At 73.7% G+C, this 14,217-nt stretch carries 16 protein-coding genes; 7 read left to right on the top strand and 9 right to left on the bottom strand.

The window, feature by feature from the left end:
• Window positions 1–28 precede the first annotated feature (28 nt).
• Complete coding sequence (locus E4P39_RS11070; protein WP_135136560.1) at window positions 29–871, top strand: DMT family transporter; 843 nt, start codon at window positions 29–31, stop codon at window positions 869–871.
• A gap of 72 nt (window positions 872–943) precedes the next feature.
• Window positions 944–3,214: a diguanylate cyclase gene (locus E4P39_RS11065; protein WP_245159768.1), complete on the top strand. Its 2,271-nt coding sequence runs from the start codon at window positions 944–946 to the stop codon at window positions 3,212–3,214.
• A gap of 6 nt (window positions 3,215–3,220) precedes the next feature.
• Here E4P39_RS11065 and E4P39_RS11060 read toward each other — a convergent pair whose 3' ends face one another.
• Together E4P39_RS11060 and E4P39_RS11055 are read right to left on the bottom strand one after the other, a co-directional pair.
• Window positions 3,221–3,535 carry a DUF4873 domain-containing protein gene (locus E4P39_RS11060; protein ID WP_135136559.1) on the bottom strand — a complete coding sequence of 105 codons (315 nt, stop codon included), beginning with the start codon at window positions 3,533–3,535 and terminating at the stop codon, window positions 3,221–3,223.
• Window positions 3,536–3,544: 9 nt separating this feature from the next.
• A complete protein-coding gene (locus tag E4P39_RS11055; RefSeq protein WP_135136558.1) occupies window positions 3,545–4,216 on the bottom strand; it encodes a TetR/AcrR family transcriptional regulator in 672 nt (223 codons plus the stop codon).
• A 63-nt stretch (window positions 4,217–4,279) separates the two neighbouring features.
• Here E4P39_RS11055 and E4P39_RS11050 point away from each other — a divergent pair, with 63 nt between their 5' ends.
• Complete coding sequence (locus E4P39_RS11050) at window positions 4,280–5,206, top strand: diiron oxygenase (RefSeq protein WP_135136557.1); 927 nt, start codon at window positions 4,280–4,282, stop codon at window positions 5,204–5,206.
• Window positions 5,207–5,274: 68 nt separating this feature from the next.
• On the opposite strand, the gene E4P39_RS11045 is transcribed toward E4P39_RS11050, so the two are convergent.
• The 5 genes from E4P39_RS11045 to E4P39_RS11025 form a co-directional block, all read right to left on the bottom strand.
• Window positions 5,275–6,069, bottom strand: a complete 795-nt coding sequence (locus E4P39_RS11045) for an RNA methyltransferase (protein ID WP_135136556.1) — start codon at window positions 6,067–6,069, stop codon at window positions 5,275–5,277.
• An 88-nt stretch (window positions 6,070–6,157) separates the two neighbouring features.
• Window positions 6,158–6,547, bottom strand: coding sequence for a 50S ribosomal protein L20 (rplT, locus tag E4P39_RS11040; protein ID WP_135136555.1), 390 nt, complete (start codon window positions 6,545–6,547; stop codon window positions 6,158–6,160).
• Window positions 6,548–6,585: 38 nt separating this feature from the next.
• Complete coding sequence (rpmI, locus tag E4P39_RS11035) at window positions 6,586–6,780, bottom strand: 50S ribosomal protein L35 (protein WP_135136554.1); 195 nt, start codon at window positions 6,778–6,780, stop codon at window positions 6,586–6,588.
• A gap of 101 nt (window positions 6,781–6,881) precedes the next feature.
• A complete protein-coding gene (gene infC, locus E4P39_RS11030) occupies window positions 6,882–7,556 on the bottom strand; it encodes a translation initiation factor IF-3 (RefSeq protein WP_245159767.1) in 675 nt (224 codons plus the stop codon).
• A gap of 250 nt (window positions 7,557–7,806) precedes the next feature.
• Window positions 7,807–8,295 carry a PH domain-containing protein gene (locus E4P39_RS11025; RefSeq protein WP_245159766.1) on the bottom strand — a complete coding sequence of 163 codons (489 nt, stop codon included), beginning with the start codon at window positions 8,293–8,295 and terminating at the stop codon, window positions 7,807–7,809.
• Window positions 8,296–8,354: 59 nt separating this feature from the next.
• Between E4P39_RS11025 and E4P39_RS11020 the strand changes: the two genes are divergently transcribed.
• The 3 genes from E4P39_RS11020 to E4P39_RS11010 all read left to right on the top strand — a co-directional run bounded on the left by E4P39_RS11020 (window position 8,355) and on the right by E4P39_RS11010 (window position 11,168).
• Window positions 8,355–9,404: an MBL fold metallo-hydrolase gene (locus E4P39_RS11020; RefSeq protein WP_135136553.1), complete on the top strand. Its 1,050-nt coding sequence runs from the start codon at window positions 8,355–8,357 to the stop codon at window positions 9,402–9,404.
• Window positions 9,383–9,985 carry a uridine kinase gene (locus E4P39_RS11015; RefSeq protein WP_135136552.1) on the top strand — a complete coding sequence of 201 codons (603 nt, stop codon included), beginning with the start codon at window positions 9,383–9,385 and terminating at the stop codon, window positions 9,983–9,985. Before E4P39_RS11020 ends, E4P39_RS11015 begins: the two co-directional genes overlap by 22 nt.
• A gap of 67 nt (window positions 9,986–10,052) precedes the next feature.
• Window positions 10,053–11,168 (top strand): uroporphyrinogen-III synthase, encoded by a 1,116-nt coding sequence (locus E4P39_RS11010; protein ID WP_135136551.1) that lies wholly within the window; start codon window positions 10,053–10,055, stop codon window positions 11,166–11,168.
• Here E4P39_RS11010 and E4P39_RS11005 read toward each other — a convergent pair.
• Complete coding sequence (locus E4P39_RS11005) at window positions 11,158–11,748, bottom strand: GNAT family N-acetyltransferase (RefSeq protein ID WP_135136550.1); 591 nt, start codon at window positions 11,746–11,748, stop codon at window positions 11,158–11,160. The two genes, E4P39_RS11010 and E4P39_RS11005, sit on opposite strands and share 11 nt — an antisense overlap.
• A gap of 120 nt (window positions 11,749–11,868) precedes the next feature.
• On the bottom strand, window positions 11,869–13,269 hold the full coding sequence (locus E4P39_RS11000; RefSeq protein ID WP_135136549.1) for an MFS transporter: 1,401 nt from the start codon (window positions 13,267–13,269) through the stop codon (window positions 11,869–11,871).
• A gap of 135 nt (window positions 13,270–13,404) precedes the next feature.
• On the opposite strand from E4P39_RS11000, the gene E4P39_RS10995 reads away from it, so the two are divergent.
• Window positions 13,405–14,208, top strand: a complete 804-nt coding sequence (locus tag E4P39_RS10995; RefSeq protein WP_135136548.1) for a hypothetical protein — start codon at window positions 13,405–13,407, stop codon at window positions 14,206–14,208.
• Window positions 14,209–14,217: the final 9 nt, after the last annotated feature.

Raw genomic sequence — 14,217 nt, 5'->3', positions numbered from 1 at the left:
GCGAGCGCGCCCGGAACCGGAGGTGGGTGTGGCGGTCGTGCTGGCGCTGGCCTCGGCCGTCGTCTACGGCGCCGCCGACTTCCTCGGCGGCCTGGCCAGCCGGCGGGCGTCGGTCTTCGGCGTGGTCGCGATGTCGCAGGTGGTCGGCCTCCTGGCGCTGGTCACGCTCCTCCCGTGGCTCGGCGGGCCGGTCGGCACCGCAGACCTGGCCTGGGGTGCCGCGGCCGGGCTCGCCGGTGCGGTGGGCCTCGTGGTCTTCTTCCGAGCCCTCGCCGGTGGGGTGATGAGCGTGATCGCCCCGGTCACCGCGGTCACGGCCGCCGCCGTCCCCGTGCTCGTCGGACTGCTCACCGGCAACCGGATCGGCCCGTGGGCGGCGGTCGGCATCGCCCTGGCGCTCACCGCGGTGGTGCTGGTCTCGGCCGAGGGCGGGCTGACGGCGCTGCGCACGGCGCGTCCGGTCAGCCTGGCGCCGGCGCTCGTCGCCGGGGCGGCCTTCGGGCTCTTCTTCGTCCTCCTCGACGGCACATCCCAGACCTCCGGGCTCACGCCGCTGGTCGCGGCCCGGCTGGCCTCGGTCGCGCTCGTGGTGGTCGTGGCCCTCGCCGGGCGGCAGACGCTGCGGGTCACCGGGGCGGCGTTCCCGCTGGTGGCGCTGTCCGGGCTGGGCGACATGAGCGCGAATGCGCTGTTCCTGCTGGCGACCCAGCAGGACGGCCAGCTGGCGATCACCGGCGTGCTGGCCTCGCTCTACCCGGTCAGCACGGTGCTGCTGGCCCAGGTGCTGCTGCGCGAGCGCCTGGTCGGTGCACAGATCGCCGGCCTGGGCGCCGCCGTCGTCGCCGTCGTCCTGATCACGCTGCCGGGCTGACCCCTCCCCCATCGGGGGAGGCGACGGGGCGGAGAGCTGCTGTCGACGCCCTGGGACGCCGATAGCGCACGCGTGAAGGATTTCGGGGACCCCACCGCACGCGCACTGGCCGACGCACTGCTGCCCGGGGGGATCCACAGCGTGTTCCAGCCCATCGTGGAGCTCGACACCGGTCGGGTCGTCGCCTACGAGGCGCTCGCCCGCGGCCCCCGGGGTCCGCTGGAACGCCCCGACCTGATGTTCGCTGCTGCCCGCTCGGCCGGCCGGCTGGCCGAGCTCGACGAGGCCTGTCGCTCGGCCGCATTCCGTGGCGCGGTGGAGCACGGCCTGCTGGCGCCGCTGACGGTGTTCGTCAACGTCGAGCCCGAGGTGCTCGACAGCGCGCCGCTGGACGACCTCCTGGCGATCGCCGAGAGCGCTCCCCGGGAGCTGCGCGTCGTCCTCGAGATCACCGAGCGGGCCCTCGCCGCCCGCCCTGCTGAACTGCTGCGCACCGTCGAGCGCGTGCGCGCCCTCGGGTGGGGGGTGGCCGTCGACGACGTCGGGACCGACTCGATGTCCCTGGCCTTCCTCCCCCTGCTCGCCCCGGACGTGATCAAGCTCGACCTGCGACTCGTCCAGGAACGCCCCGGCCCGGCGATCGCGGAGATCATGAACGCGGTCAACGCACACGCCGAGCGCACCGGTGCCGTCGTTCTCGCTGAGGGGATCGAGACCGAGGAGCACCTCGCCACGGCGCGCGCGCTGGGCGCCACCCTCGGTCAGGGCTGGTACTTCGGCCGACCCGGCCCCGGCCCCGCCCCCGGCCTGGTCGCCGGCGAGCTCGTCCTCCCCGGCGGCCCGCCGGGCAGCACCACGGACGTCTCACCGTTCGCCTGCCTGCCGGGGGGCTTCCCGTTGCGCCGCTCGGCCAAGTCGCTGCTGATCGAGCTGAGCAAGCAGCTGGAACGGGAGGCACTGCGTCTGGGCGACACCTGCGTGGTCGCCGCCACCTTCCAGGAGGCGCGGCACTTCACCCCCTCGACCGGCCTCCGCTACCGCGACCTGGTCGAGCGCACCGCATTCGTGTGCGCGCTGGGTGAGGATCTCGCCGTCGAGCCCCTGCCGGGTCTGCGCGGGGCGACTCTCGGGGCGGATGACCCGGTGCGCGGGGAGTGGGACGTCGTCGTCCTCAGCCCCCACTTCAGTGCCGCCCTGCTGGCCCGCGATCTCGGGGACGGCGGGCCGGACCTGGAGCGCACCTTCGAGTACGCACTGACCTACGACCGCGACACCGTGGTGCGGGCGGCGGCGGCACTGCTGTCCCGCGTCGCACCGCGCCACACCGCCGTCATCGCTGTGCCGCCAACGCATCCCGTCGTCGTCGCGCGCCCGCACCGCCCGGTCGTCGCCCCCGACGCGGACGGTCTCCTGCACCGTGCCCTCGCCGCCACGACGAGCGGCGTGACCATCTCGGACCTGCGGCAGCCCGACCAGCCGCTGGTCTTCGTCAACGATGCCTTCGAGCAGCTCGCCGGGCTGTCCCGCGACGACGTGCTCGGCCGCAACTGCCGTTTCCTGCAGGGGCCGGACACCGACCCCGCGGCGATCGCCAGGATCCGCAGCGCCATCGACCGGGGTGAGGAGTGCCGGGAGACGGTCCTCAACCATCGCGGGCCGGAGCGGACGCCCTGGTGGAACGAGATCCACCTCGCCCCGGTCCTCGATGCCGAGGGGACCGTCGTCCAGTACATCGGCGTGCAGCACGACGTCACGGCGCGCGTCGAGGCCGAACGCGCGCTGCTCCAGGAGCGGGACCGCAACGCGATCTGCCTGGCGCGCATCGAGGAGCTGGCCTACACCGACCCGCTGACCGGGCTGCCGAACCGCCGGAGGCTCGAGGAGCAGGTCGAGACGGCGATCTGGGACGCGCGCACCGGGCGCGACACCCTGGCCCTGATGTTCGTGGACCTCAACGGCTTCAAGGCGGTCAACGACCGGTTCGGTCACGCCGTAGGCGACGAACTGCTGCAGACCGTCGCGCGGACCCTGCGCGGCCGGCTCCGCCGCGGTGACCTGCTGGCGCGGCTCGGCGGGGACGAGTTCCTGGTCGCGCTCCTCGGCCTCGACCCGGAGAGCGCGGCGGAGGAGGCACGGCGCGTCGCCGACGACCTGTCCGCCGCCGTCCGGCTGCCCGTGGTCCTCCGCGGCCAGGAGATGTCGGTGGGCGCGAGCGTCGGCATCGCCGTGTACCCCCGGGACGGCGAGGAGTTCACGACGCTCCTGCACAACGCCGACCTCAGCATGTACGCGCACAAGACCGCCGACGCCCCCGCGGCGGGCCAGGGGTCTGGGCGGCGCTGACTCTCCTCAGCGTGCCGGCCCTGTCCCGGATGCGGCGTCCAGCAGCTCGACCGGGAACGGTGGACGGCCCACGCCCCGGACGCGGGTGTTGCCCCAGGGGTCCCGCTCGACGGCCTCGGCCGAGCCGCTGCCGTGGAGGGTCCGGAGAACCAGCGGCGTCCGCGCGGGCAGCCCGGCGGAGACGCGTCCCTTCCAGACCACGTGCCCGGCCAGCGGGTCGAACCGGGCGGCCAGTGCGGCGTGCGCCGTACGGGGCTCCTCGCCCTCGACGACGACGGTCACGACGCCCTCGTATCCGTCCGGCTGTTCGTGCTCGCTCACGAGTCCTCCTCAGGGCGGCGGCAGCAGCGCGCCGAGCCCGCCGTACGCCAGCCCCGTGAGCTGGTCGACGAGTTCGGCGGGACTCACCTGGCGGGTGCCGGACCACCAGTGGGCCGCGAGCTGGACCATCCCGACCACGCCGTACGCCCACGTCATCGCCGGTCCGGCCGGCCGGCCCGCGGAGGTCAGCCGCTCGCCCAGCATCCGCCCCAGCGCCTCGGCGATCTCGTGCTCGGTGGCCGCCACCAGGTCCGCCCGGCCCGAGCGCCCTGCCTGGGCGTAGGCGAACCGGTAGAGCGCCGGTTCGTCCTCGATCAGCCGGACGAACGCGGCGATCACGGCGTGCAGCCGCTCCCGGTCGTCGGCGCGGTCCACCGTCAGTTCGCCGAGCAGACGCGGGAGCAGGATCGCCGTGGAGATCCGCTCGAGGACGTCGTTGATCAGCTCGTCCTTGTCGCTGAAGTAGCGGTAGATGACCGTCTTGGAGACGCCGGCGCTGCGGGCGACGTCGTCGACGGAGAAGTCCGGTCCGGCCAGCCGGACGGCCTCCACCGCGGCACCGACGAGCTCTTCCTTCCGGGCCCGCCGGTGCTCGGTCCACCGGGAACGGCGGCCGTCGGGATGCGGGTCCGGCGTCGCCGGGCCGGTCGTCCCACCGGGCGGCACGGCCACCTGTTGCATGTGTTCCACGGTAACAGCTACCTTTCCTCGCAGCCACGCATCGCCGTCCTGGGGAGCCCGCAGATGACCGCCACGCTGCCGCCCACCGCCACCGACCGCCCGGCCAGGAGACCGGTCGACCGGCAGGAGCTCTCCAGCCGCCTGCTCGGATCGGCGGCCAAGAAGTCCTACGACCCGGTCATCGACATCGACTGGGCCGCCCCTCTCCCTACCCAGCTGTACGGCCTGTCACCGGAATGGTCCACCCTCTACGGCACGCCGTTGTGGGATTCGCTCGACCACGAACAGCGCGTCGTCCTCACCATCCACGAGTACTGCTCGATCTCCGGCGTCGGGATCTGGCTCGAGTGCCTGCTCATGCAGCTGATCCTGCGCGACATCGCCGGGGACGACCCCGCGCTCCCCCACGTCCAGTGGGCCCTGACCGAGATCGCCGACGAGTGCCGGCACTCGGTCATGTTCGCCCGCACGGCGGAGACGTTCGGCGCGCCGTCCTACCAGCCGCCGTCGTCGGTCCAGCGGCTCGGCAGGGCGTTCGCCGCGAAGGGGGCCGGCCCGGCCGCCTACGCGGCGATCCTCGTCACCGAGGAGATCCTCGACATCTTCCAGCGGGACCTGATGAAGGACGAGCGGGTGCAGCCGCTCACCCGCGCCATCAGCCGGATCCACGTCGTGGAGGAGGCCCGGCACATGCGCTTCGCCCGCGAGGAGATCGCGCGCCGGACGCCTGAGCTGTCGCGCTGGCAGCCGCGCAAGCACCGCACCGCCGTCGCCGCTGTCGCTGTGATCGTCGCCGAGAACCTCGTCCAGCCGGCGGTCTACGCGTCGGTCGGGCTCGACCCGCGGGAGGCGCGGGCGGCAGCCCGGGCGAACGAGCACTACCGGTCGAAGCTGCGGGATGCCTCGGCCGGTCTGGTGTCGTTCCTGCGCGAGGTCGGGCTCATCGGCGGGCCGTCGGAACGCCTCTGGCGCCGCTCCGGCCTGATCTGACCTCTGCCCGCACGCTTTCGGTACCGAAAGCGACGCCCCACGCCCCCGCTTTCGGTACCGAAAGCGGGTCAGGCCTGGGCGAGCTGGGTGGTGTAGAGGCAGATCGCGGCCGCGGCGGCGAGGTTCAGGCTCTCCGCCCGTCCCCGCATCGGGATGCGGACCCGCGCGTCGGCCAGCGCGGCCAGCCCCTCGGGAACGCCGCGGGCCTCGTTCCCGAACAGCCACAGCACCGGGCCGGCCAGGCGTCCGGAGGCGGCGATCTCGTCGAGGGCCACCTCTCCCCCGCCGTCGGCGGCCAGCACCGTCACCCCGGCGTCCCGGAGCTGAGGGAGCACCGACGCCAGGTCGGCGCCACGGACGACATCGACGTGGAACAGGCTGCCGGCGCTCGACCGCACCGCCTTGCCACCGAACGGGTCGGCGGATCCGGCGCCGAACACGACCGCGCCCGCACCGCACGCGTCCGCCGTCCGCAGCACCGTGCCGGCGTTGCCGGGGTCGGCGAGCTCGGCGAGCGCGACCGACAGCCTGGGTGGGGCCGCGACCAGATGGGCGGCGGGCACGTCGCGCAGGGCGCAGACGGCCACCAGGCCCTGGGGCGTGACGGTCTCCGACAGCGAGGCCGCGGCCTTCTCGGTGACCAGGCGCACCGGGGCAGGGGTAGCGGCCAGCAGGTCCTGGTGCGCGGCCGCGGCCGCCTCGGTGGCGAACACCTCGCGCACGCCCGCAGGGTCGGCCAACGCCTCGGCGACGGCCTGACGCCCCTCGGCGAGGAAGAAGCCGGCGTCGTCCCGCCCCGGCCGCCGGGTCAGCTTGCGGGCGGCGACGATCCGCGCCGACCGCTCGGTCAGCACCTCGGTCATCCCATCTCCTCGGAACAGACGCCGACGCCGCCGGTGCCGGCCCCGAGGGACCGGTCACCGACGGCGTCGGAACGTGCGTGCGACCTGGTCAGGCGGCGTCGGTCGCCACGGTCGACGGCGCGGCCGCGACGGCGGCGCGCGAGGTCTCGACCAGGGCGGCGAACGCGGCCGGCTCGTTCACGGCCAGCTCGGCCAGGACGCGGCGGTCCAGCTCGATGCCGGCGAGCTTGAGCCCCTGCATGAACCGGTTGTAGGTCATGTCGTTCAGGCGGGCCGCGGCGTTGATCCGGGTGATCCAGAGCTTCCGGAAGTCGCCCTTGCGCGCCTTGCGGTCGCGGTAGGCGTACGTCGCCGAGTGGAGCAGCTGCTCCTTGGCCTTGCGGTACAGACGCGAACGCTGACCCCGGTAGCCACTGGCTGCCTCGAGAGTCGTCCGGCGCTTCTTCTGGGCGTTGACCGCCCGCTTCACGCGTGCCACGTGAGTGCTCCTGTCTTCTAGCCGTTAAGGGAGTGCGGTCAGAGACCGAGCAGCTTCTTCATGCGCGGAGCGTCGGCCGGCGAGAGGACGCCGACACCGCTCACCCGGCGCTTGCGCGAGGACGACTTCACCTCGAACTTGTGCTGGTTGTTCGTGTGCTCGCGCACGAGCTTTCCGGTGCCCGTCACGCGCACGCGCTTGGCGGTGCCCTTGTGGGTCTTCTGCTTCGGCATGTCCCTCGTCCTGTCGTATGTGTCGGTGCGCATGCGGCAGCCAGGGGCGGCTCCATGCGCACCGGCCGTCTCGGTGGTGCGGTGGTGCGGTGTGCGACCGGTCAGGCGGTCGGGGCCTGCTGCGCCTCGGACGCCGTGGCCTTCTCCGCCTTGGCGCTGCGGCGGGCGGCGTCGGTGGCGGCCTGGTTCCGGTGCGGTGCGATCACCATGACCATGTTGCGGCCGTCCTGCTTCGGGTTGGACTCGACGACGCCCAGCTCGGCGACGTCGGCGGCCAGCCGCTGCAGCAGCCGGTAGCCCATCTCCGGGCGGGACTGCTCGCGGCCACGGAACATGACGGTGATCTTGACCTTGTCGCCGCCTCGCAGGAAGCGCTCGACGTGGCCCTTCTTGGTCTCGTAGTCGTGCGGGTCGATCTTGAGGCGCAGCCGCATCTCCTTGATGACGGTGAGCGCCTGGTTCCGCCGGGCCTCGCGGGCCTTCTGGGCGGACTCGTACTTGAACTTCCCGTAGTCCATGAGCTTGCAGACCGGCGGCCGGGCCATGGGCGCGACCTCGACGAGGTCGAGCTCCGAGTCCTGGGCCAGACGCAGTGCTTCGCCGATCGACACGACGCCGACCTGCTCACCCTCGGGACCGACCAGGCGGACCTCGGGCACACGGATGCGGTCGTTGATGCGGGGCTCGGTGATGGCCTCTCCTCTGCTCTTGCCTGGGAGGAGCCGCTGGGCCACCGGACGCCGGGACGACGAAGGCCCCGGGAGCACGAAGCTCACGGGGCCCACTCTCCGGTGTCGTACGCGCCCCCGGAGGGGTGCGTGCGCGACGCGAGCACCGACCCGACGGGCCGGCTCTCGCGTTCCGGGGACCTGGACGCCTGGTAGGGCGTCAGGTGGGAGCGGACTCCTCTTGGTCAGCGGCTCCGGGGAGCCGCTGTTCGGTACGCGTGTCCCGATGGAACACCGGGACACGCGAATGCTACAGCGCTGCCGCCGCGCGTATCATTCCGGGTACAGCAGGGGCGGCTCATTCCGGGTACAGCAGGGGCGGCGGCACCGAATCCTGGGCGCGCTTGGCCGCATGCAGGGCGCGCAGCGCCTCGACCGCGCGGACGGCGCGCTCCTTGTCGGCGGCCTGCACCGCGAGGACGGCGACCTCGTCGTCGTTCTCCAGCTGCAGCGTCGCCCAGGACGACGTCCGCGCGAACGACACCGCCCGCACCGCCGTCCACGGCAGCTCGTGGTGCACCAGGATGTTGCGGATCCGCACCCCGTCGGCATCGGCGTCCACCCGGGACCGCCCGAGCGCCAGGATCGCCGCCCCGAGGGCGACCCCGAGCCCGAAGATCGCGATCTGGTCGACCGTCCGGAAGGCGACCACGCCGGTCGAGGACGACTTCAGCGAGACCGCGACGACGATCGCCACCACGACGACGACCGCCGCGGCCACCGCGCAGAGCAGCCGCATGCGACGGGGCACGACCGACAGGGACGACGGCGCAGCGGGACCGGTCACGCGCCCATCGTCCCAGGCCCGGACGGGCCGGCGGGCCACGGCTGGCAGAGTGCGGGGACGTGGAGGTCACCGGCACGGCGCAGCACGAGGCCTGGCAGTCCCGATCCCTGCCCCCTGTCGAGCAGCTCCGCGACGGCCTGTGGTCGATCCCCGTGCCGATCCCGCACAACCCGCTGCGCTACGTCAGCGTCCATGCCTTCGCCCTCGACGGCGGTGGGCTCGGCCTGCTCGACACCGGCTGGGAGAGCGACGAGGCGTGGGCGGCGCTGACGGGCGGACTCGCCTCGGTCGGCGGCGCGGTCGCCGACGTCCGCGGCGTCCTCGTCACCCACCTGCACTTCGACCATCTCGGCCTGGCCAACCGGGTACGCGAGGCGAGCGGCGCCTGGGTGGCGATGCACCCGGCCGACGCCACGCTGGTCGCCGGCCTCAACCGCGGCGGTGGCGCTGCCGCGATCGCCGCGGAGATCGAGTTCCTCGTCGGTCTGGGGGCGGACCGGGCCGACGCGGTCAGCGATGTGGGGCCGGCGGAGAACATGGAGCGGTTCACGAGCATGGCCGTTCCGGACCGGCTGCTCGAGGACGGCGACCTGGCCGACTTCCCCGGCTGGCGGCTGCGCGCCGTGCACACACCCGGTCACACGCCCGGCCACCTGTGCTTCGCCGAGGAGGACGGGCGGCTCTTCTTCTCCGGCGATCACGTCCTGCCGCGGATCAGCCCGAACATCTCCACAGGCGTCTCGGGTGCGGCCGACCCGCTGCGGAACTACCTCGACTCCCTGGCCGCCGTCCGCGACCTCGATCCGGCCGAGGTGCTGCCGGCCCACGAGTGGCGCTTCACCGGGCTGGCCGACCGCGCCGACGCGCTGACCGCTCACCACGAGCACCGGCTGACCGAGCTGCTGACCGCGATCCGCGCCCATCCGGGGTCGACCCCCTGGGACCTCGCCGCGCACCTCACCTGGTCCCGCCCGTGGGACTCCTACGCGCGGCGGATGCGGATCTTCGCCGTGACCGAGACCGACGCCCACCTGCGGCTGCTCGCGAGCCGGGGCCTCGTCGTCAGTGACGGCGGACCGGTGCCGACGTGGACCCTCGCCGCCCGTTGATCGGCACCGTCGCCGACCTCGCGGCGCTGGTGCTCGCCGCCCCCGCCCGGCTGGGCGGCGTCCGGCTGGTGAGCGTCGACGGCCCCGCCGGGTCGGGCAAGACGACGTTCGCCGGCCGGCTCGCCGACGCACTCGGAGCGGACTCGGAACTGGTGCACCTCGAGGACCTCTACGCCGGCTGGACCCTCACGGGCGCGACCTCACGGCTGTCCGCCGGTGTCCTCCGGCCGCTCTCCGAGGGCCGCTGCGGCGCGTACCACCGCTACGACTGGGCGGCCGGCCGCTTCGCCGCCGAGCCGACCGTCGTCCCGGTCCCACGCGTGCTGGTCGTCGAGGGCTGCGGCAGCAGCCCGCGGTCTCTGGACGCGTGGACGACGTTGCGCGTGTGGGTGGAGGCGCCCGCCCCGCTGCGGCTGTCCCGCGGGCTGGCCCGCGACGGCGAGGACCTGGCCGCGCACTGGCGCCGGTGGCAGGAGACGGAGGCCGCCCACTTCGCCGCGGAGGGCACGCGCGCCCGGGCCGACGTCCGGGTGGACGGCGCCGCCGCCGCGCCCGCCGGCGCGCTGGTCCTCCTCGACTGATCCAGGCGTGCGAAGCGTCTCATCTGCAGGACACACGCCCGGAACACGCACGCCTCACCATGGGGTCGTGACCGAGACCGATCCGGAGGCTCCGCTCCAGCCGCTCGCGGGCTACACGGTCGCCGTGACGGCGGCCCGTCGCAAGGAGGAGCTGGGCGCGCTGCTGGACCGCCGGGGCGCCCGCGTCGTCTACGCGCCGGCGATCCGGATCGTGCCGCTCTCCGACGACGCGGAACTCGTCGCGGCCACCCACGAGGTGATGGCCCGGCCGGTGGACCTGGTGATCGCGACGACCGGCGTCGGTTTCCGCGGGTGGCTCGAGGCCGCCGACGCCTGGGACCTCCCCCTGGTGGAGCACCTGCGCCCGGCCCGGGTGATGGCCCGCGGCCCCAAGGCGCGCGGGGCGATCCGCGGCGGCGGGCTGGTGGACGCCTGGTCGCCGGAGTCCGAGTCCTCGGCGGAGGTGCTGGCCCATCTGCTCTCCGGGGCGGAGGGGCCCCTCGAGGGACGGCGGATCGCCGTCCAGCTGCACGGTGACCCCCTGCCCGACCTGGTGGCCGCGCTGCGACAGGCCGGTGCCGAGGTCGTGACGGTGCCGGTCTACCGCTGGGTCCTGCCGGAGGACGTCGTCCCGGTCCGGCGCCTGGTCGCCTCGATCGTCGCCGGCACCGTCGACGCCGTCACGTTCACCAGCGCACCGGCCGCGGCGAGCCTGCTGACCGTGGCCGACGAGCTCGGCCAGCGCGAGGCGCTCGTCGCCGCGATGAAGGACCGGGTGCTCGCCATCGCCGTCGGCAACGTGACCGCCGGGCCGCTGGAGGCCGCCGGGATCCCGACGCACCAGCCCGAGCGGGCGCGACTGGGCGCCCTCGCTCGGGAGGTCGTCGCCCGGCTGCCGGAGCGGGACCCGGTGCTGCAGGTCGGTGCCCACTCGCTGCAGGTGCGGGGCCACGCGGTCCTCCTGGACGGCCAGGTGATCGAGCTCGCGCCGGGCCCCATGGCGGTGCTGCGGACGCTGGCCTGCCGGCCGGGCACCGTGGTGTCCCGCCCGGAGCTGATCGGCTCGCTGCCGGGTGGCGGCGACGGCCACGCCGTCGAGATGGCCGTGACCCGGCTGCGCTCCGCGCTCGGTGCACCGGTGGTCGAGACGGTGGTCAAGCGCGGGTACCGCCTCAAGATCTGAGCGGCGATGAGCGCAGGTCGAGCCGCATGAGCACGCGCGGGAAGCCGTTGACGACCGACTCCGTGTCGGCCGCCTTGCGGAACCCGGCCCGCTCGAACATCGTCCGCGTGCCGACGTAGGCCATCGTGAGGTCGACCTTCCGGCCGTCGTTGTCGACCGGGTAGGCCTCGATCACCGGTGCGCCGCGGGTGCGGGCGAACTGCACGGCTCCGTCGATCAGGTGGTGGGCGATCCCCGTGCCCCGATGTCCGGGACGCACCCGGACGCACCACAGGGACCACACCCCGAGGTCGTCGAGGTGCGGGATCTTCCGGTTGCGGGCGAAGGTCGTGTCCGCGCGTGGGTGGATCGCGGCCCACCCCACTACCTCGTCGCCGTCGTAGGCGAGCACTCCCGGCGGTGGGTCCTCCCGCACCAGCTGCTGCACGCGCTCGCCCCGTGCGGGGCCGGTGAGCGCCAGGTTCTCCTTCGACGGGATGCGGTAGCTCAGGCACCAGCACACGTTCGCGTCGGGGCGCTTGGGACCGACCATCGTCGCGACGTCGCCGAAGCTGGTCGCGGGACGCACCTCGATCGTCATGCGGGCATCGTGGCAGCGCGGTCGGACAGAAATGACGCCCTGCGGTCCGGCCCGGCGAGATCTGCACGGTGGCCCCCATCGACGCCGTGATAGGGGCCACCGGACTGATCCAACCGTTGCTCAGACGCGGCCGAGCGCCGTCCGCGGGCGGAGGTAGACGACCCAGGTGACGGCGACGCACACGACGTAGAACGCGATGAACACCAGGTAGGCGGAGTCACCGGTGCCGGTCGTCATGAACGACTGCCGGAACGCGAGGTTCACCAGCACACCGCCGAAGGCACCGACCGCACCCGCGATGCCGATCAGCGCGCCGGACATGCGCAGCGCCCGCCGGTCGGCGGCGTCGGCGTCCCCGCCCTCGGCCACCGCGGTCAGCGCCTGCGACCGGAAGATCGCCGGGATCATCTTGTAGGTCGAGCCGTTGCCGATGCCACTGAAGACGAAGAGCAGCACGAAGCCGACGACGAACAGCGGCAGCGACTCGAGCTGGCTCGCCGTCCAGACGACGCCGGCGCCCAGCGCCATGGCCACGAAGTTCCAGCAGGTGATGAGCGCGCCGCCGAAGCGGTCGGCCAGCGAGCCGCCGATCGGGCGGATCAGCGAGCCGAGCAGCGGGCCCAGCCACGTCAGCGACGCGGCGGCCAGCGGGGTGGCGAACGACTCGGTGAACTGGTTGACGAGCACCTGGCCGAAGGCGAACCCGAAGCCGATGAACGAGCCGAACGTCCCGATGTAGAGGAACGACATGATCCAGGTGTGCGGCTCGCGGGTTGCCTCCCGCATGGCCCGCGGCTGGTTGCGTGCGGTGGTGAGGTTGTCCATCAGCAGCGCCGCGCCGACGGCGGCGGCGACGATGAGCGGGATGTAGAGGAAGAGGACCAGCCGCGGCTGGGTGACCCCGGCGGTGGCCAGCACGAGCAGGCCGACCAGCTGGACGACGGGCACGCCGAGGTTGCCACCGCCCGCGTTCAGCCCGAGCGCCCAGCCCTTGAGCCGGTCCGGGTAGAAGGTGTTGATGTTGGCCATCGAGCTGGCGAAGTTGCCGCCGCCGACGCCCGCGAGACACGAGACGACCAGCAGCGTGGTGAACGAGACCCCGGGCTGCAGCACGATCGCCGTGGCGATGGTCGGGATCAGGAGCAGGGCGGCGCTGACGATCGTCCAGTTGCGCCCGCCGAACTTGGCGACGGCGAAGGTGTAGGGCAGCCGGACGAACGCGCCGAGCGCCGTCGGCAGGGCGGTGAGCAGGAACTTGCCGGCCGGGTCGATGCCGAACACCGGCTCGGGCAGGAACAGCACGATCACCGACCACAGGCTCCAGATGGAGAACCCGATGTGCTCGGAGAAGATCGAGAAGAACAGGTTGCGGCGGGCGACCTTCTTGCCCGTGGACTCCCAGAACTGCGGGTCCTCGGGGCGCCAGTCGTCGATCCACGTCCCGCGGCCGGCCGGTGGGCTCGGCGGCGGGGCGACGACGGTGTCCTGTTCCAGCTGCGGGAGATGTGTGGGGGCGGCCATGCGAGGACGGTCGCAACGCAGCGTTTCCCCGGCGTCGCCCTGCGGCTGGATTCGTGTTCCGTTTCCCTCACCGCGGCTGACCCGATGCGGTGAGGTACCGGGCCGACCGGGTGCGTGAGCGACCGGGAACCGGAGATGATCGACCGTGTGACCGAGCCCGATCCCTCCGTGCCCGGCCGCGCCCTCATCGAGGCCGGCGCACCGGTGGCGGGTTCGATGTGCTCCGCCGCGGCGGCGGTCGTCTTCGAGTCGTCGTCCGTCGCGGTGCAGGTGGACCCCCGGCTGGCCGCCTGCCTGCGGGCGGCCGCCGCCGAAGCGGCGCCCATCTCCATCCCCCGCGAACGGGTGCGCGCCGGTGCGGTGCTCGCCTTCGCCGTGGAGCACAGCGTCACGCTGGCCCGCTCGGCACGCCGGCTCCGCAACGACGCCTTCTTCGCCGGCCGGCCGGGCGCACGGCCCGCCGCCGGTGAGGTGCTGGAGGGGATCGTCACCGCGGCGCGACTGTCGGCCGACGAGCGCCGTGTGCGCCACCTGGGCTACCTGCTGGCCGAGGTCGCCCACTCCACCGACGTGGACGCCGAACTGGTCGGCCGCGCCCTGCGGCTGGCCGAGCAGCTGAACTGGCGGCAGCTGGCGATCCTGGCCGGAGTGGGCCGGCGCGACCGGGTGCCGATGCCCATGGCCGCGCTCGACGACGAGCCGGCCGGCTGGAACGCCTGGGCGGCCCGCGAGGACGTCACCGACCTGCAGCGCAGCGGCCTGCTCGACCCGCCCGTCACGGCTCGCCGTCCCGGCGGTGCGGCGCTGCCCCGGCTGCGCGCCGCCGATCTGCGCCTGACCCGGCGGGGCGTGCTCGTGCACCGGCTGCTCGTGCTCGACGTCCTCCGGGACGACGCGGTCGCGGCCGCCCTCGCCGACCTGGGGCTACCGCGCTCCTGAACCCTCGGG

Source organism: Blastococcus sp. CT_GayMR19 (assembly GCF_004570385.1).
Lineage (GTDB): Bacteria > Actinomycetota > Actinomycetes > Mycobacteriales > Geodermatophilaceae > Blastococcus_B.
Note: the sequence above shows the minus strand (reverse complement) of the source record. Positions and strands in the feature narration are given on the sequence as shown.

What these genes read in the sequence shown, in the direction of transcription:
- E4P39_RS11005 (WP_135136550.1), bottom strand. Translation starts at nt 11,748, where the DNA reads ATGACGATCGAGGTGCGTCCCGCGACCAGCTTCGGCGACGTCGCGACG.
- E4P39_RS10995 (WP_135136548.1), top strand. Translation starts at nt 13,405, where the DNA reads ATGATCGACCGTGTGACCGAGCCCGATCCCTCCGTGCCCGGCCGCGCC.
- E4P39_RS11055 (WP_135136558.1), bottom strand. Translation starts at nt 4,216, where the DNA reads ATGCAACAGGTGGCCGTGCCGCCCGGTGGGACGACCGGCCCGGCGACG.
- E4P39_RS11045 (WP_135136556.1), bottom strand. Translation starts at nt 6,069, where the DNA reads ATGACCGAGGTGCTGACCGAGCGGTCGGCGCGGATCGTCGCCGCCCGC.
- E4P39_RS11050 (WP_135136557.1), top strand. Translation starts at nt 4,280, where the DNA reads ATGACCGCCACGCTGCCGCCCACCGCCACCGACCGCCCGGCCAGGAGA.
- rpmI (WP_135136554.1), bottom strand. Translation starts at nt 6,780, where the DNA reads ATGCCGAAGCAGAAGACCCACAAGGGCACCGCCAAGCGCGTGCGCGTG.
- E4P39_RS11000 (WP_135136549.1), bottom strand. Translation starts at nt 13,269, where the DNA reads ATGGCCGCCCCCACACATCTCCCGCAGCTGGAACAGGACACCGTCGTC.